General features: G+C 63.2%; 21 protein-coding genes. 15 read left to right on the top strand and 6 right to left on the bottom strand.

Going from position 1 to position 23,282, the window contains the following annotated elements:
- Positions 1-99 precede the first annotated feature (99 nt).
- Positions 100-579: a GNAT family N-acetyltransferase gene (locus ACZ9A3_RS00240; RefSeq protein ID WP_213602496.1), complete on the top strand. Its 480-nt coding sequence runs from the start codon at positions 100-102 to the stop codon at positions 577-579.
- Positions 580-618: 39 nt separating this feature from the next.
- Positions 619-1,167 carry a DJ-1 family glyoxalase III gene (locus ACZ9A3_RS00245; RefSeq protein ID WP_045195885.1) on the top strand — a complete coding sequence of 183 codons (549 nt, stop codon included), beginning with the start codon at positions 619-621 and terminating at the stop codon, positions 1,165-1,167.
- Positions 1,168-1,199: 32 nt separating this feature from the next.
- On the opposite strand, the gene ACZ9A3_RS00250 is transcribed toward ACZ9A3_RS00245, so the two are convergent.
- Positions 1,200-2,417 carry an MFS transporter gene (locus ACZ9A3_RS00250; protein WP_476252025.1) on the bottom strand — a complete coding sequence of 406 codons (1,218 nt, stop codon included), beginning with the start codon at positions 2,415-2,417 and terminating at the stop codon, positions 1,200-1,202.
- A 361-nt stretch (positions 2,418-2,778) separates the two neighbouring features.
- On the opposite strand from ACZ9A3_RS00250, the gene ACZ9A3_RS00255 reads away from it, so the two are divergent.
- The 3 genes from ACZ9A3_RS00255 to ACZ9A3_RS00265 are packed head-to-tail and all read left to right on the top strand — an operon-like array spanning position 2,779 to position 5,397.
- Complete coding sequence (locus ACZ9A3_RS00255; protein ID WP_045195889.1) at positions 2,779-4,218, top strand: cytochrome ubiquinol oxidase subunit I; 1,440 nt, start codon at positions 2,779-2,781, stop codon at positions 4,216-4,218.
- 3 nt (positions 4,219-4,221) lie between these two features.
- Positions 4,222-5,229, top strand: a complete 1,008-nt coding sequence (cydB, locus tag ACZ9A3_RS00260; RefSeq protein WP_045195891.1) for a cytochrome d ubiquinol oxidase subunit II — start codon at positions 4,222-4,224, stop codon at positions 5,227-5,229.
- Between the two features lie 12 nt (positions 5,230-5,241).
- Positions 5,242-5,397, top strand: a complete 156-nt coding sequence (locus ACZ9A3_RS00265) for a DUF2474 domain-containing protein (protein WP_045195893.1) — start codon at positions 5,242-5,244, stop codon at positions 5,395-5,397.
- A gap of 120 nt (positions 5,398-5,517) precedes the next feature.
- Here the strand turns inward: ACZ9A3_RS00265 and ACZ9A3_RS00270 are convergent, their stop codons facing one another.
- Positions 5,518-6,642 carry a methyltransferase gene (locus tag ACZ9A3_RS00270; RefSeq protein ID WP_213602491.1) on the bottom strand — a complete coding sequence of 375 codons (1,125 nt, stop codon included), beginning with the start codon at positions 6,640-6,642 and terminating at the stop codon, positions 5,518-5,520.
- Positions 6,643-6,736: 94 nt separating this feature from the next.
- Positions 6,737-7,441, bottom strand: coding sequence for an autoinducer binding domain-containing protein (locus tag ACZ9A3_RS00275; protein WP_476252026.1), 705 nt, complete (start codon positions 7,439-7,441; stop codon positions 6,737-6,739).
- A gap of 344 nt (positions 7,442-7,785) precedes the next feature.
- Between ACZ9A3_RS00275 and ACZ9A3_RS00280 the strand changes: the two genes are divergently transcribed.
- Positions 7,786-8,562, top strand: a complete 777-nt coding sequence (locus tag ACZ9A3_RS00280) for a ferredoxin--NADP reductase (protein WP_093387852.1) — start codon at positions 7,786-7,788, stop codon at positions 8,560-8,562.
- 48 nt (positions 8,563-8,610) lie between these two features.
- Here the strand turns inward: ACZ9A3_RS00280 and mscL are convergent, their stop codons facing one another.
- Entirely contained in the window at positions 8,611-9,024 is a 414-nt protein-coding gene (gene mscL / locus ACZ9A3_RS00285) for a large-conductance mechanosensitive channel protein MscL (RefSeq protein ID WP_093387855.1), read from the bottom strand.
- Positions 9,025-9,199: 175 nt separating this feature from the next.
- On the opposite strand from mscL, the gene radA reads away from it, so the two are divergent.
- The 9 genes from radA to ACZ9A3_RS00330 all read left to right on the top strand — a co-directional run bounded on the left by radA (position 9,200) and on the right by ACZ9A3_RS00330 (position 20,950).
- Positions 9,200-10,567: a DNA repair protein RadA gene (gene radA, locus ACZ9A3_RS00290; protein ID WP_045195900.1), complete on the top strand. Its 1,368-nt coding sequence runs from the start codon at positions 9,200-9,202 to the stop codon at positions 10,565-10,567.
- A gap of 105 nt (positions 10,568-10,672) precedes the next feature.
- On the top strand, positions 10,673-11,176 hold the full coding sequence (locus tag ACZ9A3_RS00295; protein WP_045195901.1) for an RNA polymerase sigma factor: 504 nt from the start codon (positions 10,673-10,675) through the stop codon (positions 11,174-11,176).
- 68 nt (positions 11,177-11,244) lie between these two features.
- Positions 11,245-12,243 (top strand): FecR family protein, encoded by a 999-nt coding sequence (locus ACZ9A3_RS00300; protein WP_476252027.1) that lies wholly within the window; start codon positions 11,245-11,247, stop codon positions 12,241-12,243.
- Positions 12,244-12,318: 75 nt separating this feature from the next.
- Positions 12,319-12,777, top strand: coding sequence for a hypothetical protein (locus ACZ9A3_RS00305; protein ID WP_258609288.1), 459 nt, complete (start codon positions 12,319-12,321; stop codon positions 12,775-12,777).
- A gap of 178 nt (positions 12,778-12,955) precedes the next feature.
- Positions 12,956-15,646 carry a TonB-dependent receptor gene (locus ACZ9A3_RS00310; protein WP_476253309.1) on the top strand — a complete coding sequence of 897 codons (2,691 nt, stop codon included), beginning with the start codon at positions 12,956-12,958 and terminating at the stop codon, positions 15,644-15,646.
- 82 nt (positions 15,647-15,728) lie between these two features.
- Positions 15,729-16,346: a heme acquisition protein HasA gene (locus tag ACZ9A3_RS00315; protein ID WP_093387863.1), complete on the top strand. Its 618-nt coding sequence runs from the start codon at positions 15,729-15,731 to the stop codon at positions 16,344-16,346.
- A gap of 160 nt (positions 16,347-16,506) precedes the next feature.
- The gene (locus ACZ9A3_RS00320; protein WP_476252028.1) at positions 16,507-18,282 is read left to right on the top strand and encodes a type I secretion system permease/ATPase; all 1,776 of its coding nucleotides are present in this window, start codon (positions 16,507-16,509) and stop codon (positions 18,280-18,282) included.
- A 2-nt stretch (positions 18,283-18,284) separates the two neighbouring features.
- Positions 18,285-19,619: an HlyD family type I secretion periplasmic adaptor subunit gene (locus tag ACZ9A3_RS00325; RefSeq protein WP_093387869.1), complete on the top strand. Its 1,335-nt coding sequence runs from the start codon at positions 18,285-18,287 to the stop codon at positions 19,617-19,619.
- A 5-nt stretch (positions 19,620-19,624) separates the two neighbouring features.
- Positions 19,625-20,950: a TolC family outer membrane protein gene (locus tag ACZ9A3_RS00330; RefSeq protein WP_476252029.1), complete on the top strand. Its 1,326-nt coding sequence runs from the start codon at positions 19,625-19,627 to the stop codon at positions 20,948-20,950.
- A 54-nt stretch (positions 20,951-21,004) separates the two neighbouring features.
- Here ACZ9A3_RS00330 and ACZ9A3_RS00335 read toward each other — a convergent pair whose 3' ends face one another.
- The gene (locus ACZ9A3_RS00335) at positions 21,005-22,525 is read right to left on the bottom strand and encodes a nucleobase:cation symporter-2 family protein (RefSeq protein WP_045195912.1); all 1,521 of its coding nucleotides are present in this window, start codon (positions 22,523-22,525) and stop codon (positions 21,005-21,007) included.
- Between the two features lie 263 nt (positions 22,526-22,788).
- Positions 22,789-23,154, bottom strand: a complete 366-nt coding sequence (locus ACZ9A3_RS00340; RefSeq protein ID WP_093387872.1) for a PilZ domain-containing protein — start codon at positions 23,152-23,154, stop codon at positions 22,789-22,791.
- Positions 23,155-23,282 lie beyond the last annotated feature (128 nt).

The raw sequence follows: 23,282 nt of genomic DNA on the forward strand, positions 1-23,282 counted from the left end.
ATCATACCAGCATGCTCGGGCAGCGGTAATTAATGTCGCGATACACTGCAGATATCTGCAGGTTCTGCGCCGTTCCCCCCATCCCGAGTTGACCATGCTGTGCACCTGACCGACTACCGCGACCTTAACCCGGCCCAGCGCGAGCAACTGCTCGACATCCAGGTGCGGCCTGAGCAACTGCGCTTTGCCGGCGATATGGCTAGCGCCTTGTACACCCTGCAAAGTGGCGACAGTCCCGACCGGCGTGGCGTGGCGCTGCTGCTGGACAACCTGCCGCGGGCCTTCTTGCTGCTTCAGCGCGGGGTGTTCCTGGCGCCCTGGGCCCGGGCCGATGCGGCGACGATCAATGCCTTGCAAGTCGATCAGCGCTTGCAGGGCCAGGGCCTGGGGCGATTTTTCATGCAGGCGTTGCCGGGCCTGGTGTGCGAGGCGTGGCCCGAGGTGCGTTGCCTGCAGCTTTCTGTAGACCGGGACAACCACGCCGCCCTGGCGCTGTACCTGGCCAGCGGCTGGGTCGACAGCGGCGACGGCTACCGCGCACGCCAGGGCCACGAGCGTCAACTGACCCTGTTGCTGTGAGCGACTAAGCTTGTGGGATACCCCGGCGGAGAGCAGTTGATGACCCACAGAGCCCTGATCGTAGTCGCCGAAGGCGTGGATGACCTGCAGAGCGTGACCCTGATCGACGTGCTGCGCCGCGCCGAGATCGAAGTGGTGGTGGCCAGTATCGAAGGCCGGCGGATGCTCACCTGTGCCCGCGGCACGCGCTTGACCGCCGACGGCATGCTGGTCGACCTGCTGGCCCAGCCGTTCGACCTGATGGTCTTGCCCGGGGGCGAAAAAGGCGCACAGCACATGGCCGCGCACCAACCACTGGCGCAGCAGGTCAAGGATCAGGCCAGGGCCGGCAAGTTTTTTGCCGCGATCGGCGAAGCGCCGTTGGCGCTGCAGGCCTATGGTGTGTTGCGCCAGCGACGCATGACCTGTGACCCGGCTGTCAGCCAGGGGTTGTCCGGGTGCAGCTTTGTCGATCAGCCGGTGGTGGTGGACGGTAATTGCATCACCGCCCAGGGGTCGGCGGCGGCGCTGGAATTTGCCTTGGTGTTGGTCGAGCAACTGGCGGGCAGGGTGCTGCGCAAGCGGGTGGCAGCTGAGCTGCGGGTGTGACTATCGCGGGGCAAGCCCGCTCCCACAGGCCCTCACTGCTTATGCATATGATCGCGCCCAGCCAGGGTCGGAAACAGCTTGATCCACACCCCGGTCACCAGCAGCGTGCCGACCCCGCCCAGCACTACCGCCGGTACCGTGCCGAACCAGTGCGCAGTCACTCCTGACTCGAACTCACCGAGCTGGTTCGAGGCGCCGATGAACAGCCCGTTCACCGCGCTGACCCGGCCGCGCATTTCATCCGGTGTTTCCAGCTGCACGAAGGCACCGCGTATTACCATGCTGATCATGTCGGCGGCGCCCAGCACCGCCAGCACGGCGAGGGAAAACCAGAACGAAGTGGACAGGCCAAAGGCAATGGTCGCCACCCCGAACACGCCGACAGCGGTAAACATCACCCGCCCGACCTTGCGCTCCACCGGAAAGCGCGCCAGCCACAGCGACATCAGCAGGGCGCCCACCGCCGGCGCCGAGCGCAGCAGGCCCAGGCCCCAGGGGCCGGTCAGCAGGATGTCCTTGGCAAACACCGGCAACAGCGCGGTGGCGCCGCCCAGCAGCACGGCGAACAGGTCCAGGGAGATCGCCCCGAGGATGTCCGGGCGGCTGCGGATAAAGCGAATGCCGGCCATCAACGATTCGAGGCTGGCGCGGCCCTGGTTGCCTGGTTGCTGGCGCGACACCAGGCCCAGGGTCAACACGCAGGCAATCAGGTACAACGCTACCGTCGGCCCGTACACCCAGACGCTGCCAAAGGCATAGAGAAAACCGCCCACCGCCGGCGCGACGATGGTCGCCGCCTGCATCGCCGAGGCAGAAGCAGCCACGGCACGTGGAAACAGCTCGGAGGGCACCACATTGGGCAGCAGCGCCTGGGTCGCCGGCATTTCAAAGGAGCGTGCGCTACCGAGCAAGAACGCCAGCAGGAAGATCAGTTCGCGGCTGACGCTGTGGGTGCTGCTGGCGACCACCAGCACCAGGGCGATCATGGCCTGGGCACTCTGGCACAGGGCGGCGACCCGGCGCCGGTCATAGCGGTCGGCGACGTGTCCGGTGTGCAGCATGAACAGCACCCGCGGGGCGAATTCCACCAGGCCCACCAGGCCCAGGTCGAGGACATTGCCGGTCATTTGGTAGAGGTGCCAGCCGATCGCCACGGTAAGCATCTGAAAGCCGCTGGCGGTAAATACCCGGGCCAGCCAGAAGGCCAGGAAGGGACGGTGATGACGCAGCAGCAAAACGGGGTCTGACATCGGCGAAACAGAGCCTCGGCGCAGGGATCGACGCTGCAGGTTATCACCACTTTGTAACAGCAAGTTGCGAGGAATGGCACCTGTGTGCGGTAAACGCACTGTTTTGGGGCGCGGTAAAGGGGGTGAGACAACCGGTCACGCGGCAATCAACCACACAAGCGCACAGCCCGTTCAGGACTATCCTTTCAGGCATCCGTTGATCTGGATCAATTGTTTCATTTGCAACGGCATGGCCAGACGGCCGAATTCCCTGCGATGTGATGTTTACAGAACAATTCCAACTTGCCGCACTCAACTACCGTGGGGGCAGTTGGCGCCAAGGCCACCGCCTGACGCCGGATTACCTGACAGAGGAAGCACTATGTTCGGATTAGAGGCTCTAGATCTCGCCCGAATTCAGTTCGCGTTTACCGTGTCCTTTCACATCCTGTTCCCGGCCATCACCATTGGCCTGGCGAGCTACCTGGCTGTTCTCGAAGGGCTGTGGCTGAAGAGCAACAACAGCGTCTACCGTGACCTTTACCATTTCTGGTCGAAAATCTTTGCCGTCAACTTCGGCATGGGGGTGGTCTCCGGTCTGGTCATGGCCTACCAGTTCGGCACCAACTGGAGCAAGTTCTCCGATTTCGCTGGCTCCGTCACCGGGCCGCTGCTCACTTACGAAGTTCTCACCGCCTTCTTCCTTGAAGCCGGTTTCCTTGGCGTCATGCTCTTTGGCTGGAACCGCGTCGGCCGTGGGCTGCACTTTTTCGCCACGGTCATGGTGGCCATCGGCACTTTGATCTCGACCTTCTGGATCCTCGCCTCCAACAGCTGGATGCAGACCCCCCAGGGCTACGAAATCGTCAACGGCGTAGTCGTGCCGGTGGACTGGTTCGCGGTGATCTTCAACCCGTCGTTCCCTTACCGCCTGGCGCACATGGCGACTGCCGCCTTTGTTGCTACAGCGTTCTTCGTCGGCGCCTCGGCCGCCTGGCACTTGCTGCGCGGCCGCGATAACCCGGCGATTCGCAAGATGCTTTCGATGGCCATGTGGATGGCCCTGATCGTCGCCCCGGTACAAGCGGTGATCGGCGACTTCCACGGCCTCAATACCCTCAAGCACCAGCCGGTGAAAATCGCTGCTATCGAAGGCCACTGGGAAAACAAGCCAGGCGAACCGACCCCGCTGATCCTCTTCGGTATCCCCGACATGGAAGCCGAGACCACCCGCTTCAAGGTGGAAATCCCGGCGCTGGGCAGCCTGATCCTGACCCACAGCCTGGACAAGCAAGTGCCGGCGATGAAGGAGTTTCCGAAAGAAGACCGGCCTAACTCGACCATCGTCTTCTGGTCGTTCCGGGTCATGGTCGGCCTTGGCATGCTGATGATCTTCGTCGGCCTCTGGAGCCTGTGGCTGCGCAAGAGCGACAAGCTCTACAGCTCGCGGCCGTTCCTGTACCTGACCTTGTGGATGGGCCCCTCCGGCCTGATCGCGATCCTCGCCGGCTGGTTCACCACCGAGATCGGTCGCCAGCCCTGGGTGGTCTACGGCCTGATGCGCACCGCCGATGGCGCCTCGAACCACAGCTACGGCCAGCTCGGCCTGACCCTGGTGATGTTCGTGGTGGTCTACTTCGCGCTGTTCGGTACCGGCCTTGGCTACATGATGCGCCTGGTGCGCAAAGGGCCGAAAACCGGTGAAGGCGACGAGACCAACCCGGGTGGCCCCGGCCAGCAACGCACCCCGGCACGGCCGCTGTCTGCCGCCGATGACGATCATGACAATGGCGAGCACGCCAGCCTGAACAAGGGGAACTGAACCATGGGTGTTGATCTTCCGCTTATCTGGGCCATCATCATCATCTTCGGCATCATGATGTATGTGGTCATGGACGGCTTTGACCTTGGCATCGGCATCCTCTTCCCGTTCGTCAAGGGCGAGCAGGACCGCGATGTGATGATGAACACTGTCGCCCCGGTCTGGGACGGTAACGAAACCTGGCTGGTGCTCGGTGGCGCGGCGCTGTTCGGCGCCTTCCCGCTGGCCTACGCCGTGGTGCTTTCAGCGCTGTACCTGCCGTTGATGCTGATGCTGATCGGGCTGATCTTTCGCGGCGTGGCCTTCGAGTTCCGCTTCAAGGCCACTGCAGCCAAGCGTCACCTGTGGGACAAGGCCTTCATCGGCGGCTCGCTGGCGGCTACCTTCTTCCAGGGCGTGGCCCTGGGCGCCTTCATCGAAGGCTTTGAGGTGGTCGATCGCAGCTACGCTGGCGGCAGCCTCGACTGGCTGACCCCGTTCAGCCTGTTCTGCGGCCTGGGCCTGATCGTGGCTTACGCCTTGCTCGGCTGCACCTGGCTGATCATGAAGACCGAAGGCAAGCTGCAACTGCAGATGCACGACCTGGCGCGGCCGCTGGCCCTGGTGCTGCTGGCGGTGACCGGCATCGTCAGTATCTGGACGCCGCTGGCCCACCCGGACATTGCCGAGCGCTGGTTCAGCCTGCCCAACCTGTTCTGGTTCCTGCCGGTACCGATCCTGGTCCTGGTAACCCTTTACGGTTTGCTCCGGGCGGTGGCGCGGAACGCACACTACACCCCGTTCCTGCTTACCCTGGTGTTGATCTTCCTCGGCTACAGCGGCCTGGGCATCAGCTTGTGGCCGAACATCATTCCGCCGTCGATCTCGATCTGGGACGCTGCCGCGCCGCCGCAAAGCCAGGGCTTCATGCTGGTCGGGACCTTGTTCATCATCCCGTTCATCCTCGGTTACACCTTCTGGAGCTATTACGTGTTCCGCGGCAAGGTGACCCACGAAGATGGCTACCACTAGGGGAGCATGGCAATGACTGGCAAAGGCACGATGGACGAAGAGAAGAAACCGCTCTGGCAGCGCCTGGGCTGGTTGGTAGCGATCTGGGTCGGCAGCGTGGTGAGCCTGGCCCTGGTCGCCTGGCTGATGCGCCTGTTCATGAGTGCGGCCGGACTGAGCACGCACTAGTACGATATTTCCCATCCCGCCTTGCGGCGGATTTACAGCCCTTCGCAGCATCAGCTGCGGAGGGTTTTTTTTGCCCTGTGGGGGCGGCTTGACCCGTGATTCAGGCGACGCGGTACTGGCCTATTTACGCGCCTTGAGCACCACGAACTTGGGCGTCGCCGCCACCTGCTCGACCCCACGGAACAAGCGCGCCAGCTTGCTGTGATAACCCAGGTGACGATTGCCGACGATATACAGCGCACCACCGACCACCAGCGCCTCGCGCGCTTGCTGGAACATCCGCCAGGCGAGGAAGTCACCGACTACCTGCTGTTGATGGAACGGCGGATTGCACAGCACCACATCCAGCGACTGCGCTGGCTGCCCGGCCAGGCCGTCGTCGGCGCGCACCGTGACTTCACGCGGGCCCAACGCCGCCTGCCAGTTTTCCAGTGCCGACTGCACGGCCATGTATGACTCGTCGACCAGGGTGTACTGCGCCTGCGGGTTGGCCAGGGCGCTGGCGATGGCCAGCACGCCATTGCCGCAACCGAGGTCCGCGACACGTGCATCGCCGAGGTCCTTGGGCAGGTGCGGCAGGAACGCCCGGGTGCCGATGTCCAGGCCTTCGCGGCAGAACACGTTGGCGTGGTTGAGCAGCACCAGGGGTGGCGCGTCGAGTTGGTAGCGGGTCGGGTAGGGCGAATCGAACGCCGGCTTCGGCTCGAAGGTAGCAATCAACAGCCGGGCCTTTTTCTTCGCCAGCGATGCCTGCACCGGGCCGATGTATTTCTCCAGCAAGTCACCGGCGGCGCGCGGCAAGTGTTTGATCATGGCCCCAGCCACCACCTGTGCGCCGGGCGCCAGCTGGCCCTGCAGGCGAATCAGTTGCTCTTCGAGCAGGGCAAGAGTCTTTGGCACGCGTACCAGTACCCGGTCGAACGGGCCTTGCCAGGTATTGCTGGCCGCCACGAAGGGCACCGCGTCGAAGGCCAGGCCATTGCGCACCAGGTTCTTTTCCAGGGCCAGATGCGCCAGGTGCGAATCGCCGCTGCTGAGCACCGACACATGCGCTGCCAGGCTGATGGCCAGGGCGCCGAAACTGTCGTTGAGCACCAAAACCCGGCTGGTCGCGGTAGGTGCCTGTTCGGCCAGGTGCTCCAGCAGGTACTCGTCGGCAGCATCGAAGGCTTGCAGGGGATCGTTGGCTTGTTCGGGCTGGCGAAGCAGGTCGAGTTCGGCGAAGGGGCTGGTCAGCAGGGGCATGGTGTAAGGCTCTGGGGCATTGATGTGCGTGCGTGCGGCGCGCTCTACAGGGCCGTGATTCTACCGTGCTTTGCGAAGGTACGGGGGCGTTGGCTCAGATCAGGCCACGCATCGCCGCAATGGCGATTGCGCCGGCTTTGTTGCTGGCGTTGGTTTTGGTGATGATGCTGCGGATGTGAAAGTTCACCGTGCTCTGTGACAGCGAGAGGATGCAGGCGATGTCGGCGGCGGTCTTGCCGGCGGCCGACCATTTGAGCACTTCGGTTTCCCGCTCCGAAAGGTTGTACGCCGGGGTTGCTTGCCCGAGTTGGCGGTCAATCATCAGCGTGTGCAGCAGGTTGCACAGCCAGATGGTCTGGCCGGCCTTGTCATAGAGTTCGTCTAGATTGATTGCGCCCTGGCTGCGGGCGATGCTGAGGATGCTTTCGTTGTGACGCATGTCGTGGGCCGACTGGCTCCAGCCGTGGCGCAAGCCGAAGGATTTTGCCTCTTCGCGAAATTCCGGTGTCTCTCGGAACACATCATCGCACCACAGCAATGGCATCAGGGAGTGGTGGCAATGGGCGACGGTGGGATCGATGTCCACGTAGTTGCAACGTTGGTAGCGTTCGTTCCAGGCGTCGGGATAGTTGTTGAAGAATCGCATTTGCGGCGCGAAAGTGGCTATCTGCACGCGCATGCCGAAACACAGGTACTCCATGTCCAGTTGCTGGGCCAGGGAAACCGCCAGGTCAAACATCCGTTGTTCATCTGTTTCGGCTAGCAACTGCTCGAGTTGCTGTTCTTTCCAGTGCGGCATGGGGGAGATCTCAAGGGGGTGGATCCAAGATCTGGCAGGGTGCAAAGTAGTGTAGGAAATGTCCCACGGTTTTGTTGGGTTTTTTGGCTATAGAAATGTGAACATTTTGGCAGGCCTGTTCTTTAGCGATCTTCTTGATATCAGTTCGAAATCATTGGGCTATTACCGGCATCGTGCAGTGATTTTCTCCTGTCGCTGTTGAAGTGTTGTGACAAGGGGTTTTTCTCCCTTCGGCGTCGCTTGTGCGGCTGGTACCGCGCCCGCGGTTGATGCCACTACAAACCAACGGTGTTTATCCCTCGGCGTTTGCGCGACACTGGGGCATCTGTTTTTTGGAGCAAGCCATGACTGCCAGTGCTGAAAAGTTCACCCGCCAGACGCTGCTCGACGTCCAGCCGCTGACCCCCAGCCTGTTCAGCCTGCGAACCAGCCGCGACCAGGGCTTTCGTTTTCGTGCCGGGCAGTTCGCCCGTCTTGGGGTGACCAAGGCAGACGGTAGTGTGGTCTGGCGCGCCTATTCGATGGTGTCCTCACCGTTCGACGAGCATCTGGATTTCTTTTCCATCGTAGTGCCGGGCGGCGAATTCACCAGTGAGCTGAGCCGCCTGGGCGCCGGCGACAGCCTGTTGATCGATCGCCAGGCCTTCGGTTACCTGACCCTCGACCGCTTCGTTGATGGCCGCGACCTCTGGCTGCTGGCGACCGGCACCGGTATCGCGCCATTCCTGTCGATCCTCCAGGACTTCGAAGTGTGGGAGCGATTCGAGTCGATCAAACTGGTTTATTCGGTGCGTGAGGCCCGCGAGCTGGCCTACCTGGATTTGATCGCCGGCCTGGAGCAGCGCGACTACCTGGCCGAGTACGCCGGCAAGCTGCAGTTCATCCCGATCGTCACCCGCGAGCAGCATCCGGGAGCGCTGAACCAGCGCATTACCACCCTGATCGAGAACGGCGAGCTTGAACGCGCGGCGGGCCTGGCGCTGACTCCGGAACATTCGCGGGTAATGCTCTGTGGCAACCCGCAGATGATCGACGACACCCGCAAAGTGCTCAAGCAGCGCGACATGAACCTCAGCCTCAGCCGCCGCCCCGGTCAGGTCGCGGTCGAGACCTACTGGTAAGCGCCAACAAAAACGGCGCCCGCAGGCGCCGTTTTTTTAGCCCTGGGTTCAGGGTTGCCGATTCTGCGACTTGAGCAGGTCGCGAATTTCGGTGAGCAGCTCTTCTTCTTTGGTCGGCACCGGCGGCAGGGTCGGCGCGGCGGCTTCTTCGCGTTTCAGGCGGTTGATGACCTTGACGCCCATGAAAATCGCGAAGGCGACGATGATGAAGTCGAGGATGGTCTGGATGAATTTGCCATAGGCCATCACCACCGCCGGTATGTCGCCTTCGGCGGCCTTGAGGGTGACCGCGAGGTCGCTGAAATCGACGCCGCCGATCAGCAAACCGATCGGTGGCATGATCACGTCACCTACAAAAGATGAAACGATTTTGCCAAAGGCGGCGCCGATAATGATACCGACGGCCATATCGACGACATTCCCTTTGACCGCGAAGGCCTTGAATTCATTGAGCACGCCCATGGTTTATTCCTTGTAACAGATGAGTTGGGTAAACGCAGTGTAATTCAGCTATGCGCTTCATGCTCCGCGCTGCTGCAACAGACTGCGGTTATACCGAATAGTTTTGTCGTTTTCTCTGCCCGCCGGGGCGTCCGAGGTCGGCTATGATGGTGCCTTTTTCCAGAGGACCGTCCCCATGGCCAAGGCCAAGCGCATGTACGGCTGCACCGAGTGCGGCGCGACCTTTCCGAAATGGGCCGGGCAATGCGCTGAATGCGGTGCCTGGAACACCCTGGTCGAGACCGTGCTAGAGAGTGGCGCGGCCGCCGCACCGAGCGGGCGCACCGGCTGGGCCGGGCAGCAGGCGCAGATCAAGACCCTGGCCGAAGTCAGTGTCGAGGAAATCCCGCGCTTCACTACCGCCAGTGCCGAACTCGACCGGGTACTCGGCGGCGGCCTGGTCGACGGTTCGGTGGTGCTGATCGGTGGTGATCCGGGCATCGGCAAGTCGACCATCCTCCTGCAGACCCTGTGCAACATCGCTACGCGCATGCCGGCGCTGTACGTCACCGGCGAAGAGTCCCAGCAGCAGGTGGCGATGCGCGCCCGGCGCCTGGGCCTGCCCCAGGACAAGCTGCGGGTGATGACCGAAACCTGTATCGAGACCATCATCGCCACCGCCCGGCTGGAGAAGCCCAAGGTGATGGTCATCGACTCGATCCAGACCATCTTCACCGAGCAGTTGCAGTCGGCGCCTGGCGGTGTTTCCCAGGTGCGCGAAAGCGCAGCCTTGCTGGTGCGTTATGCCAAGCAGAGCGGCACGGCGATCTTCCTCGTCGGTCACGTGACCAAGGAAGGCGCGCTGGCCGGGCCACGGGTGCTCGAGCACATGGTCGATACCGTGCTGTATTTCGAGGGCGAATCCGACGGCCGCTTGCGTTTGCTGCGCGCGGTGAAAAACCGTTTTGGCGCGGTCAACGAGCTGGGCGTGTTCGGCATGACCGACCGTGGCCTGAAGGAAGTCTCCAACCCCTCGGCGATCTTTCTTACGCGTGCCCAGGAAGAAGTACCGGGCAGCGTGGTCATGGCCACCTGGGAGGGTACCCGGCCGATGCTGGTGGAGGTCCAGGCCCTGGTCGACGACAGCCACCTGTCCAACCCGCGGCGGGTCACCCTGGGCCTGGACCAGAACCGCCTGGCCATGCTGCTGGCGGTGCTGCATCGCCATGGCGGCATCCCTACCCATGACCAGGACGTGTTCCTCAACGTGGTCGGCGGCGTCAAGGTGCTGGAGACGGCCTCCGACCTGGCGCTGATGGCGGCGATCATGTCCAGCCTGCGCAACCGCCCGCTGGACAACGGCCTGCTGGTGTTTGGCGAGGTTGGCTTGTCTGGCGAAGTGCGCCCGGTGCCGAGCGGCCAGGAGCGTTTGAAGGAAGCGGCCAAGCATGGCTTCAAGCGCGCCATCGTGCCCAAGGGCAACGCCCCGAAGGAAGCGCCGCCTGGGCTGCAGGTGATTGCCGTGACCCGCCTTGAACAGGCGCTGGACGCGCTGTTCGAGTGATCTTCGCATCCCGGCACGTGCAAGGCGTGCCGGGGTGAAGTTGCAACTGATTCTCACTAACGAGTAGCATACCGCCTTCTTTCCGGCCATCCACAGGGAGTTCGCGTGGCGGAGTCCGACTTGAAGCGGCTGTTCCTCAAGCACGCGAAAACCTTGCAGGGGTTGCTGACGCGCAAGGTGCGTGACCCGCAGCTGGCTGCCGACCTGGTGCAGGAAAGTTTCCTGCGCCTGGCCGAGCAACAGGGCCGCGAACGAATCGACAACACCCCGGCCTACCTGTATCGCACCGCGCACAACCTGATGATCGATCATGTTCGCCAGCAGCAACGGCGAAAGACCGATTCGGTGCCCCACGAAGCACTGGAAACCATCGTCGAGGACAGCCCGGGCCTGGACGAAAACGCCGCCACCGAGCAGCACATGCGCCGCCTGCGCCGGGCCCTGGCCGACTTGCCGCCACGCACCCAGGAAGTGTTTCGTCTGAACCGCCTTGAGGGCATGACCCACGCCGAGGTGGCGCGGGCGCTGGATATTTCCGACAGCTCGGTACAGAAGCATCTGGCCAAGGCCCTGGCCTATGTGATGCAGTGTCTGCAGGAACCAGGATGACGAACGGTTTACTGGGAAATGCGCCTTCAGACGTCAGCACTCACATAACCAGAATTCGAGAGAACCGTGTGACCAGCCAGAACTCGCCAGAGCAAGCCATTCGCGAGCAGGCCGCCGAGTGGGCGGTGCTGCGCTGCGCCGGCCCGTTGAACCCCGAACAGACGCAGGCGCTGGCGCGCTGGCTGGCCTGTGATCCGCGCCATGCCCAGGCGCTGGATTTTGCCCAGGCGACCTGGGCTGATCTCGGCCGTCTTGGGCGCATGCACCAGTCCGCGCCAATGGCAGCCCCGGCGCTGGCTCGGCCACTGGCCGGGCGTCGGCGCCGTTCACGCCTGCGCTGGGCGCTGAGTACGGCGGCGCTGCTGGTGCTGGCGGTAGTGGGCGTGGAGCAGGCGCCGAACTTGGCGCTGGCATTGCGCGCCGACTACGCCACGGCCAAGGGTGAGGTTCGCCAGGTGACGCTGCCCGATGGCAGCCAGGTCGACCTCGACAGCCAGAGTGGCATCGAGCTGGCCTATAACGACAGTGAGCGCCGCGTGCGCCTGTTGGCCGGTGAAGCAGTGTTCACCGTTGCAGCGGTTTCTGGCGCTGAACAACGGCCCTTTGTGGTCGAGCGGGCAGGGGGCAGCAGTCGCGCCCTGGGCACGCGTTTCGTGGTGGGCCCCGAGCCTGACGGCGGCACCTGGGTCGGCATGCTCGAACACAGTGTTGCCGTGACCTTGCAGGCCAGCCCGCAAGCGGGCAGTTCCGAGCAGGTGCTCAAGGAAGGTCAAAGCCTGCGCTACGACGCCGCCCATGGCATTCGCCCATGGCCTGAGCAGGACGTGCGTCGCGCCAGCGCCTGGCAGCGCGGCGTGCTGGTGTTCGAGCGCGAACCGCTGGCCGAGGTGGCCGCACAGCTCAATCGCTATCGCAGCGGTCATGTGCTGATCAGCGACCAGGCCCTGGCCCGGCGTGAGGTCAGCGGCATGTTTCGCCTGGATAACCTCGATGCCGCGCTGGCCATGCTGACTGAAGAGCTCAAGGCCAGCCGCCTCGACCTGCCCGGGCTGACGCTGATCTATTGATCGCTGCGCCGGCGATTGTCGGTTGCGCTGTTTTCCACGAAACTGGCATTTTGACGACGATCTCAAGGCAGGGATATGGCCAGTGGTTTTCTCGCGTGTGTTGCTTCATCCATCTGTGGCGCCTTGCTGTTCGGAGTGTCCAGCACTCACGTGCTGGCGGCCGACGACCTGGTGCAATTCGATCCCGCTACGTGCGAGTTCGGCGCAAAGCTTGAGCCGTACTACGACAAGGCCATCGCCAAACGTCAGGCGTTGCCTGCCCAGGCGCAGGAAGAGGAGGTGAGCTACCCGGTCGATCTGCCCTTCCACGGCATCAAGGTCACAGCGGTGTTCATCGGCTATGAATGGCACGGGATCTACTTTGATGCGCCGCCCGAGCAGGTGCGTTCGCTGTTTCGCCAACTGGGCTACCGCGTGGCCGAAGACGGTGACATGTCGGCCAGTGGTGATGAGGTCGCGGTCACCGCATCGATCATCGAAACCAGCGACAAGGCCCGCCAACAAGGGCTGTCGGCGCTCACCTGCGGCGTCTGAAACAAGCACCCTGAAATTCTTTTGAACTTTCGTTACTGACTTTTCCCGCGTTGCACGTCTGTTTGTTGAGATTGATTTTCATTACTAGAAAACGCCAACACAGCGAGCAACAGACGTGAGCAATCAACAACAACGACGCACCCGGCCGTTCGGTCGGGTAGCCCTTGCCAGCAGCCTGATGCTGGCGGCCTGGACCTTGCCGATGGGGATCGGTAGCGTGCAGGCCGCCGAGCCCGCTCACCCGAGCCAAACTACTGCCCTGATCCGCTTTGACATTCCCGCCCAGGCGCTGGACAGCGCCGTGCTGGCCTTCGCCGAACAGGCTGGGGTCCAGGTGTTTTTCGACAGCCGCAAACTGGCTGGCCTGCGCAGTGAGGGTTTGCGCGGCGAGCACTCGGCTCAGCAAGGGCTTGGCCTGTTGTTGCGCGGTTCGCCCGTGCGCTATCGCTTCAGCGGCACTGACCGGGTCGGCCTGGAGCGGGTCAGTGATGATGGCCAGACCCTCGAGCTGGGTACCACCCATGTCGACTCCAACAGCGATGCCGACTGGGTCTACCAGACGCCGCGTTCGGTCAGCGTCATCACCCGCGAGCAGATCGACAAGCGCCCACCGCGCCACGCCGCTGACATGCTCGAAGAAACCGCCGGCGTCTACACCGCGGTCAACCAGCGCGATCCGGGGCTGTCGGTGAACATTCGCGGCGTGCAGGACTATGGCCGGGTCAACATGAACATCGACGGCATGCGCCAGAACTTCAACGTCAACGGCCATCAGCAGCGCAACGGGGTGATGTTCATCGACCCGGAGTTCATCAGCTCCATCGAGATCGAAAAAGGTACCCAGGCGGGCATGGGCGGTGCTGGTGTTATTGGCGGTATTGCCAGCTTCAACACGGTCCAGGCCCGTGATTTTCTCGGCCCCGACAAGGAGTACGGTGGCCGCCTGCGCGCCGGCAACGGCATCGGTGAGCTGGGCAATGGCACAAACTTCAATGGCAGCGCATTGTTTGCCTTCGGCAATGAGCTAGGCGATGTACTGCTGGGCGTCAGTGAGCGGCACTTCGGTGATTACCGCGCCGGCACCAACAACGCTGACAACCTCGGCACCCAGATCCGCGGCAAGACCAGCTACCCCGAAGCCTGGAAGGACTGGCTGCACTCCGAGGTCGGCGAGACCGGTAGCGTCACGCGCTCGCAACTGCTCAAGCTGGGCCTGAACCTGCCCAACGACCAGCGCCTGCAGCTCAACTACATGGAAACCGACACGGACAGCAAAGACGCCTGGACCTATTACGACAATCAGACTCGGCAGTTCTATTACAAGCGCACCGGCAGCAGTGATTTCAACGCCCGCAACGCCTCGCTCGACTACAGCTACAGCCCGGACAACGACCTGGTCGATCTGAAGGCCAAGCTGTATTTCGTTTCGACCCGCCAGGATCGCTGGAACGCCGGTAATGACGCCTCGGCCAGCAGCAACAACCGCGTCGAGGCGTATGACGATCGTTTTCAGACCGATACCTGGGGTCTGCAACTGGAAAATACTTCGCGCTTCTATTTGGGGGACGCCGACAAGCTCACCTTTAACTACGGCACCGAACTCTTCCAGGATCGCTTCAAACCGAAAACCGATCGGGTCCCGGCACTCAACGAACAGGCTTTGCCTTACGTTCAGGGGGCCACGCCTGAAGGCAAGCGCATCATGGCCAGCCTGTTCGGCGATGTGCAGTACGAGCATGGCGACTGGCTGACGGTCGATGCCGGATTGCGCTACGACCGTTACCGCCTCACCGGCGAAACCGGCATCACCACCTGGATGTACCCAAGGGGTGTCACGGGTGAAAACCTTCAGCGCGTGCAGACTCACCTGATCTTTGACGAAGAACAGGAGCAGGGCCGTTTCTCGCCCACCTTCGGCATTGCGCTGAAGCCCGGTGTCGACTGGATGCAGGTCTACACCCGCTGGGGACGTGGCTGGCGTCCGCCGTCAGTGACTGAAGTGTTCATGAGCGGTCGTCCCCATGGTGGCGGTAGCGAGATGCTCTATCCCAACCCCTTCCTCAAGCCCGAGGAGTCGCACAACTGGGAACTGGGGGTGAACCTGTTCAAGGAATCGCTGCTGCAGGAAGGTGATCGCTTTGGCGCCAAGGTCGCCTATTTCGACACCCGCATCGACAATTTCTCGTTCATGGATGTCAACGCCGATGTGCCCGGCGCCTCTGCACTGGGGACTTCACTCGGGCGCTCGGCGTATCAGAACAACCTGGAGCAGACGCGTTTTCGCGGGGTCGAATACAGCCTCGACTACGACGCCGGGCGTTACTACAGCCAGCTCAGTTATACCCACATGATTGGCAGCAACGATTTCTGCTCCAAGCAGTTGTACATGGGGGGAGGGCAGCGCCTGGTCAGCGCCGGGACGGTGCTGCGCCCGGTGCGGGTCGGCAGCCGCGTGATCATGTTGCCAGTGCGCGTTTCGCGGGCCGAGGACGCTGCCGACCTCGATCAGACAGTCAGCTGCGGTCACATCATGGGCAACGCCAGCTACATGCCGGCAGATCGCGGCTCGCTGACGGTCGGCATGCGCTTTCTGGACCGCACCCTCGATGTCGGCGCCCGCCTGCGTTACAGCAAGGGCAATGGTGAGAACCTCAACGACCACGGCTACCGCCTGATCGACCAGGCGCAGTGGCCCAAATACAAGGTCTACGACCTGTACGCCAGCTACTGGATGACGCCGAGCCTGAACCTCGCGCTGTCGCTGGAGAACGCCACCGACGAAGCCTATTTCGTGGCCATGGGCGACACCGACAACCTGTCGCTGGCCCGCGGCCGGACCTTGAGCGGGATGCTCGAATACAAATTCTGATCCACACCGGGTTTGCCCATGTCGGGCGACACGAAGGCAGGGAATACGCCTTCGCAATCATGCAATGCAACGAGGAACCGTTATGACTCTTTCCGTTACTTACGATGCCGCCTTCTCCAGCTCGTCGATCGATGACTACCTGGCGTTCTGGACTTCGGGCTTCGTCACTGCAGGTCATGGACAAAGCAATACCGGCGGCTTCAGCAACGGCAGCCTGAGCGGCGACCAGTACGCTACCCATGGTAGCCAGGGCTCCGACTACGCATTCATCGCCGACAGCAACACTGCCAATGGTCTGCACTATGTGTTCGACCGCGGCCTGCCAGCCGGTGACAACCTCAACCACTACCTGTGGGGCGAACTGGACAACGTTTCCCTGGGCCAGGTGCTGGGCGGCGGTAGCGGTAGCGACTTCACCCTGAGCAACTACGTGGTCAGCTTCAACGGCCTGGACCTGGACGCCGCGCTGGGCGCCGGTCGTGCCGGCAACGAAGTACAGAGCGTGATCTACGGCCTGATGCAGGGCAACACCTCGGCCCTGGAAGGCGTGCTGGACAACCTGCTGGCCGGTTACGGCGTGTCTACCGACGACAGCTTCGACGTGGTCAGTGCTGCATTGGCTGCCGGCCCGCTGAGCGTGGCCTCGGCCGATGTCGTGGGTGTCCAGGCCCTGGCTGACGACTTCGCCCTGGCCGCCTGACCCCAGGTAAAAAAAAGCGAATGGAAGATCACTCCTCCATTCGCTGCTTGCTTACCCCGCCGCCTGCGTCTTTGCCGGGCCCAGGTGGCGGTGGTGCGAATTCTGCGAGCCTGCGCCGGCGAGGTCAATCGCCCGCAGGCTTGCCCTGTCGAGGACGTTCATGAAAGCCACCCGCTCCCGCCCTGCCAACGAAGTGTTGCAGGCGCTCAAGGCCTGCCGCGCCGGCTTTGCCAACATCGGCCTGTTCACTGCGGTGATCAACTTGCTGATGCTGGCGCCGGCGCTGTACATGCTGCAGGTCTACGACCGGGTGCTGTCCTCGGGCAACGAGATGACCCTGCTGATGCTCAGCCTGATGGTGCTGGGCTTGTTCGCCTTCATGGGCCTGCTGGAATGGGTACGCAGCCTGGTGGTGATCCGCCTTGGCACGCAAATGGACATGCGCTTGAACCCGCGGGTGTTCGAGGCCGCTTACCAAGCCAGTCTGGCCGGCCACAAGGGTGCAGCGAACCAGGTGCTGAGCGACCTGACCACCTTGCGCCAGTTCGCCACCGGCCAGGCGCTGTTCGCCTTTTTCGATGCGCCGTGGTTCCCGGTGTACCTGTTGGTGATGTTTCTGTTCAGCCCATGGCTGGGCTTGATGGCGCTGGTGGGCGCGGTGCTGTTGACGATTCTCGCCTGGGTCAACGAGCGCCTGACTCAGGCGCCGTTCGCCGAAGCCGGGCAGTTGGCGCAGCAGGCCGGGCAACAGGCTGGCGCCAACCTGCGCAATGCCGAAGTGATGGAAGCCATGGGCATGCTGGCGGCGGTGGGCCAGCGCTGGGCCAGCTTGCACCATGGTTTTCTCCTGCGCCAGAACCTGGGCAGCGAGCGCACGGCGGCAGTGACTGCGGTGTCCAAGAGCCTGCGCCTGACCCTGCAATCGCTGGTGCTGGGCCTGGGCGCGTGGCTGGCAATCGAGCAACTGATTACCCCGGGGATGATGATCGCCGGCTCCATCCTTATGGCCCGGGTGCTGGCGCCAATCGACCAATTGATTGCCGTGTGGCGCCAGTGGGGTTCGGCCCGCCAGGCCTATGAGCGCTTGCACAGCTTGCTCAGCGAGCAACCGCCGCGTGCACTCGGCATGCCGTTGCCGGCACCCAGCGGGCGCTTGCTGGTGGAGCAACTCAGCGCCCTGCAGCCGGGCACGCGCAAGCCGTGCCTGGCCAACCTCGGCTTCGAACTGGCGGCCGGCGACAGCCTGGGCATCATTGGTGCGTCGGGCTCGGGCAAGTCGACCCTGGCGCGCTTGCTGGTTGGCGCGGCGACTCCGGCTGCCGGCAAGGTGCGTCTGGATGGCGCCGAGCTACAGCAATGGGACAAGGGCCTGCTCGGCGCGCACATCGGTTACCTGCCCCAGGACGTGCAGTTGTTCGCCGGCAGCATTGCCGAGAACATCGCCCGCTTGGGTGAAGTCGATTCACACCAGGTGGTGGCTGCTGCGCAACTGGCCGGTGTCCAGGAGCTGATCCTGAAACTGCCCAATGGCTATGACACCCAGCTTGGTGAAGGCGGGGCGGGGCTCTCCGGTGGCCAGCGCCAGCGCATCGGCCTGGCCCGAGCGCTATACGGTCTACCCGCACTGATCGTGCTCGATGAACCCAACTCCAACCTCGATGACTTCGGCGAACGCGCCTTGCTCGAGGCGATCCGCCAGGTCAAGGCGCAACAGCGCACGCTGATCCTGATTACCCACAAATCCAGCCTGCTGGCCGCAGTAGACAAGCTGCTGGTGCTGCAGAACGGCCAGATGCAGGCCTTCGGCCCGACCGCGCGGGTGCTGCAGGATTTGCAGCGCAGCCACAAACCAGCCGGCATTCCCACGCCTGCTCCGACTCCGGCGCTGCGCAGCGCGGCCAGCGTCAGCATGAGCTATGGCACCCCGAGATCCTGATCATGACCGCCCCTCAGTCGCTTCACGCTCAAGCCATTCCCGACAACCTGCTGAGCCTCGATGCCCGCCGTCACAGCCGCCTGGGCCGCTGGCTGGTGATCGGCGGCTTTGGCGGTTTCATCCTCTGGGCAGCCCTGGCGCCGCTGGACAAGGGCGTGCCGGTGTCGGGCAACGTGGTGGTCGCCGGCAGCCGCCAGGCGGTGCAGCATCCCACCGGCGGCACTATCGAACGCCTGCTGGTGCACGATGGCGACAGCGTCAGCGCCGGCCAGGTGCTGGTGCAGATGGACGCCACCCAGGCCCAGGCCCAGCATGATTCGTTGCGGGTGCAATACGTCAACGCCCGGGCCAGCGAGGCGCGCCTGCAAGCTGAGCGTGACGGCTTGGAAAGCATCACTTTCCCGGCCGAGTTGCAGGCACTGGTCAGCGAGCCATGGGTCGCCACCGCCCTGGAACTGCAACGCCAGTTGCGCAGCAGCCGACGCCAGTCGCTGGACATGGAACTGGCCGGCCTGCGCGAAAACATCGCCGGCGCCGAGGCCATGCTGGCTGGCGTGCAGGGCTCGATGAGCCACAAGCAGGAACAGCGCGCCGCGCTTGCCGAGCAATTGCAGGGCCTGCGCGAACTGGCCCGTGACGGCTATATCCCGCGCAACCGCCTGCTCGACAGCGAACGCCTGTACGCGCAGATCAACGGCGCGATTTCCGAAGACCTGGGCAATATCGGCCGCAGCCGCCGCCAGGTCCTGGAGCTGAAACTGCGCATGGCCCAACGTCAGCAGGAATACCAGCGCGAAGTCGGCCAGCAGTTGAGCGACATGCAGTCCAGTGCTGAAGACCTCGGCAACCGCCTGCGCAGCGCCGCCTTCGAACTGGCCAACACCCAACTGCGCGCCCCGGCCAGCGGCACGGTGGTGGGCCTGAGCGTGTTCACCAATGGCGGGGTGATTGCCCGTGGTCAGCAACTGATGGAGATCGTCCCGATGGACGCGCCCTTGCTGATCGATGCGCGCGCCCCGGTGGAGCTGGTCGATCGCCTGCATCCGGGCCTGCCGGTAGAGATCATGTTCGTCGCCTTCAACCAGAGCAAAACTCCGCGCGTCGATGGCGAACTGACCCTGGTCTCGGCCGATCGCCTGGTCGATGAGCAAACCCAGCAACCTTACTACCAGGTGCGCGCCAAGGTCAGCGATGCCGGCTTGCAGCAACTGGCCGGCCAGGACATTCGCCCCGGCATGCCGGTGCAAGCCTTCGTGCGTACCGGCGAGCGCTCGATGCTCAATTATCTGTTCAAGCCGTTGACCGACCGGGTGCATGTCGCCCTGGCGGAGGAATGATGTCGATGCGTGCGATATGCTGCCTGCTGTTGCTGGGTGCCAGCCTTTCGGCCGCCGCCGTCGACCTGGGCGATGCCTATGCCCTGGCGGTGCGTAACGATCCGGTCTTCCATGCCGCCATCGCCGAACGCGATGCCGGCCTTGAGAGCCGCGCCATTGGCCGTGCGGCGCTGCTGCCGAACCTGTCCTACCGCTACAACAATGCCCGCAACGACTCCGAAGTGACCCAGACCAACGCCCGCGGCAACGTCACCAGCCAGCGTGACTACCGCAGCTATTCCTCGACCCTGACCTTGCAACAGCCGCTATTCGACTATGGCGCCTGGGCCGAGTACCGCCAGGGCGTGGCCAAGGCGCTGTTGGCCGACGAGCGCTTTCGCAGCCGCAGCCAGGAACTGGCGGTGCGGGTGTTCGCCGCCTACAGCGAAGCACTGTTCGCCAACGAACAGATCGCCCTGGCCCAGGCCCAGCGGCGCGCTTATGCCGAGCAACTGCAATTGAACCGGCGCCTGCTCAAGGGCGGCGAGGGCACCCGCACCGACCTGCTGGAAACCCAGGCCCGTTACGAGCTGGCCCAGGCCCAGGAAATCGAAGCCAGCGACAACCTCGATGCGGCCTTGCGGAGCCTGCAGGCGATCATCGGCGAACCGCTGGAAGTCGCCGACCTGGCGCCCTTGAGTGGCGAATTTCGCGTTCAACCTTTGCAGCCCCTGGGTTTTGAAAGCTGGCGCGACCTGGCGGTTGCCCACAACGCCGAGCTGGCCTCCCAACGACACGCCCTGGTTGCCGCCGACTACGCCGTCGAGCGCCAGCGCGCCGGTCACCTGCCAACGTTGAGCGCCTACGCCAGCAGCGGCAAATCCAGCTCAAGCTCGGAAAGCAGCTACGACCAGCGCTATGACACCGACAGCATCGGCATCCAGATCAGCCTGCCGCTGTTCGCCGGCGGCGGGGTGTCGGCCGCGACCCGCCAGGCAGCTGCCGAGCGTGACAGTGCGCGTTTCAGCCTCGACGGGCAGATCGCCGATACCGTCAACCAGCTGCGCAAGCAATTCAATCTCTGCGCCAGCAGCACGGCGAAGATCCGTGCCTATGAACTGGCAGTCAAATCCGCCCGCGGCTTGATTAGCGCTACGCGCAGAAGCGTGGCCGGCGGTGAGCGGGTCAACCTCGACGTGCTCGATGCCGAGCAGCAGCTCTACAGCGCCCGCCGCGACCTGGCCCAGGCGCGCTACGACTACCTGCGCGCCTGGCTGCAGTTACGTTATCTGGCCGGGGTGCTGGAGCCGCAGGATTTGCAGCAATTGAATGGCTACTTTGCTTCGCACTGAAACAAAAAGGCCGGTGCATGTGCACCGGCCCCGAAGATTCAACCGCTAACTCATTCAGTGTTCCGAAACCGTCTCTCGTCGCGCCGGCGGTTCTCCATGCTCGCCCTCGCTCATCACCGGCACTTCTATGCCCTCGGCGTTGAACAGCTTGCCATCTTCGAAGTAGTCACCATCGCGCAGGGCGGAGATGTCCGAGTAGTGGATGGTGCGTTCGTAAGCGGCAGCGAACACCGACTGCTGGTCGGAGTTGCCGGTGGTGAAGTGGTTGAACACCAGGTTGAGGACGATCGCCATGATCGCTGCCGAGCTGATGCCGGAGTGGAAGATGGTCTCGAACCAGTTGGGGAACTGCGCGTAGAAGTTCGGCGCAGCGATCGGGATCATGCCAAAGCCCAGGGAGGCGGCGACGATGATCAGGTTGACGTTGTTCTTGTAGCTGACCTTGGACAGGGTGCGGATACCGCTGGCGGCAACGGTGCCGAACAGCACGATGCCGGCGCCACCGAGTACCGAGGTCGGCACCGCGGCAATCACCCGGCCCATGATCGGCAGCAGGCCGAGCACTACCAGGATCACCCCGCCGGTGGCCACCACGTAGCGGCTCTTGACCCCGGTCACGGCCACCAGGCCGACGTTCTGGGCGAAGGCGCTCTGGGTGAAGGAGCCGAAGATCGGCGCCAGGATGCTCGAGGCCATGTCGGCGCGCAGGCCGTTGCCCAGGCGTTTGGAGTCGACCTTGGTGTCGATGATTTCACCGACTGCGAGGATGTCCGCCGAGGTTTCCACCAGGGTCACCATGATCACGATGCACATCGACAGGATGGCGGCGATGTGGAAGGTCGGCATGCCGAAGTGGAACGGCGTCGGCATCGCCACCAGCGGGCCGTCGAGGACCTTGCTGAAGTCAGCCATGCCCAGCGACCAGGCAATCAGGGTACCGATGACCATGGCCAGGAGGATCGACAGCCGCGAGATGGTCGCGCTGCCCAGCTTGCTCAGCACCAGGACGATGACGAAGGTCAGCCCGGCCAGGCCGATGTTGGCCATGCTGCCGAAATCCGGGGCCTTGCTGTTGCCGCCCATGACCCAGCGCGCGGCCACTGGCATCAGGGTCAGGCCGATGGTGGTGATGACGATGCCGGTCACCAGCGGCGGGAAGAACTTGGTGATCCGCGAGAACACCGGGGTAATCAGAAAGCCGATCAGCGACGCCGCCATGACCGCGCCCAGTACCCCGGGCAAGCCACCGCCACCTTCACTGCTGAGAATTGCGCCCATGGTTGCTACACCGGCGAACGACACGCCCTGCACCAGCGGCAGCTGGCAACCGAACCACGGCAGGCCGAGGGTTTGCAGCAGGGTGGCGAGGCCACCGGCAAACAGCGAGGCGGCGATCAGCAGGCCGATGTCGGCAGGGCCCAGGCCGGCCGCCTGGCCGAGGATCAACGGCACGGCGACGATACCGCCGTACATGGTCAGAACATGCTGCAGGCCATAAGCCAGGTTGGCGCCAAGGCCCAGGTTCTCGTCTTCGGGACGCTGGGCTGAAGACGTGCTAGGGGAGGACGTATTCATGGGGCAAGTTCTCAGTTTTATTGTTGTGGCGCTACTGTAGACAAGTCCTACACGTGAATGCCAGAACAATTGTATACAATTTTTAGATTTGCGTAGGAACAGTCCTACCCATGGTTTGGCTTCAGGGCTGGATGCAGATTCTGTTCCAAGAGCCACAGGCCAGCGCCACAGGGCCTCGTGCGGGCACCGTGGGGCTGGCTATAAAGCTGTCCAAACGGACAAGAAAGGTATTTGGGGGAAGGTAGGTAGGAAGCTAAGAGTTTCTAAACTTCGATCAGTTGGTGGAACTCGCGCTCCAGTTCGGTGCGATCGGCCAGATTAAGCTCGATCAGGCGGCACAGATGCTCCAGCGAAGGCAGGTCGATGTGCAGGCAGATAAAGCCGAGCTGCTGTTCATCGATATGGCGCAGTTGCACCTGCATCTCGACCTGCGCGCCTTCACCCAGGTGAATCACCGCATCGAACAGCTCTTCGAGGTCGGCGTCCCAGGGTTCGGGGTATTCGATCAATATGCCCTTGAGGGAGATGTCCAGCAGGCTGACCTGCCAACGGTGTTCGCCTTGCACCAGTTCGGTGGGGGCGTCGAAGGCAATGCGTTTGAAACGTCGACGTTCTAGGTGGTCGCTCATGTTCAGGCACTCCGGGGTTCTTCCTGACTATAGCTCAGCACTTGCCAAGGCCCGCGCAAGGGCGCATAACGAGATTTGTTCAACCACGCTGGAAGGCTCTAGACCAACGTGGGGGCTGGCCTTTCCTG

The organism is Pseudomonas sp. TE4620 (assembly GCF_056279045.1).

What these genes read in the sequence shown, in the direction of transcription:
- ACZ9A3_RS00320 (WP_476252028.1), top strand. Translation starts at nt 16,507, where the DNA reads ATGAAAGCCACCCGCTCCCGCCCTGCCAACGAAGTGTTGCAGGCGCTC.
- ACZ9A3_RS00305 (WP_258609288.1), top strand. Translation starts at nt 12,319, where the DNA reads ATGGCCAGTGGTTTTCTCGCGTGTGTTGCTTCATCCATCTGTGGCGCC.
- ACZ9A3_RS00315 (WP_093387863.1), top strand. Translation starts at nt 15,729, where the DNA reads ATGACTCTTTCCGTTACTTACGATGCCGCCTTCTCCAGCTCGTCGATC.
- radA (WP_045195900.1), top strand. Translation starts at nt 9,200, where the DNA reads ATGGCCAAGGCCAAGCGCATGTACGGCTGCACCGAGTGCGGCGCGACC.
- ACZ9A3_RS00325 (WP_093387869.1), top strand. Translation starts at nt 18,285, where the DNA reads ATGACCGCCCCTCAGTCGCTTCACGCTCAAGCCATTCCCGACAACCTG.
- mscL (WP_093387855.1), bottom strand. Translation starts at nt 9,024, where the DNA reads ATGGGCGTGCTCAATGAATTCAAGGCCTTCGCGGTCAAAGGGAATGTC.
- ACZ9A3_RS00280 (WP_093387852.1), top strand. Translation starts at nt 7,786, where the DNA reads ATGACTGCCAGTGCTGAAAAGTTCACCCGCCAGACGCTGCTCGACGTC.
- ACZ9A3_RS00275 (WP_476252026.1), bottom strand. Translation starts at nt 7,441, where the DNA reads ATGCCGCACTGGAAAGAACAGCAACTCGAGCAGTTGCTAGCCGAAACA.
- ACZ9A3_RS00330 (WP_476252029.1), top strand. Translation starts at nt 19,625, where the DNA reads ATGCGTGCGATATGCTGCCTGCTGTTGCTGGGTGCCAGCCTTTCGGCC.
- ACZ9A3_RS00270 (WP_213602491.1), bottom strand. Translation starts at nt 6,642, where the DNA reads ATGCCCCTGCTGACCAGCCCCTTCGCCGAACTCGACCTGCTTCGCCAG.
- cydB (WP_045195891.1), top strand. Translation starts at nt 4,222, where the DNA reads ATGGGTGTTGATCTTCCGCTTATCTGGGCCATCATCATCATCTTCGGC.
- ACZ9A3_RS00250 (WP_476252025.1), bottom strand. Translation starts at nt 2,417, where the DNA reads ATGTCAGACCCCGTTTTGCTGCTGCGTCATCACCGTCCCTTCCTGGCC.
- ACZ9A3_RS00340 (WP_093387872.1), bottom strand. Translation starts at nt 23,154, where the DNA reads ATGAGCGACCACCTAGAACGTCGACGTTTCAAACGCATTGCCTTCGAC.
- ACZ9A3_RS00335 (WP_045195912.1), bottom strand. Translation starts at nt 22,525, where the DNA reads ATGAATACGTCCTCCCCTAGCACGTCTTCAGCCCAGCGTCCCGAAGAC.
- ACZ9A3_RS00245 (WP_045195885.1), top strand. Translation starts at nt 619, where the DNA reads ATGACCCACAGAGCCCTGATCGTAGTCGCCGAAGGCGTGGATGACCTG.
- ACZ9A3_RS00265 (WP_045195893.1), top strand. Translation starts at nt 5,242, where the DNA reads ATGACTGGCAAAGGCACGATGGACGAAGAGAAGAAACCGCTCTGGCAG.
- ACZ9A3_RS00255 (WP_045195889.1), top strand. Translation starts at nt 2,779, where the DNA reads ATGTTCGGATTAGAGGCTCTAGATCTCGCCCGAATTCAGTTCGCGTTT.
- ACZ9A3_RS00310 (WP_476253309.1), top strand. Translation starts at nt 12,956, where the DNA reads ATGCTGGCGGCCTGGACCTTGCCGATGGGGATCGGTAGCGTGCAGGCC.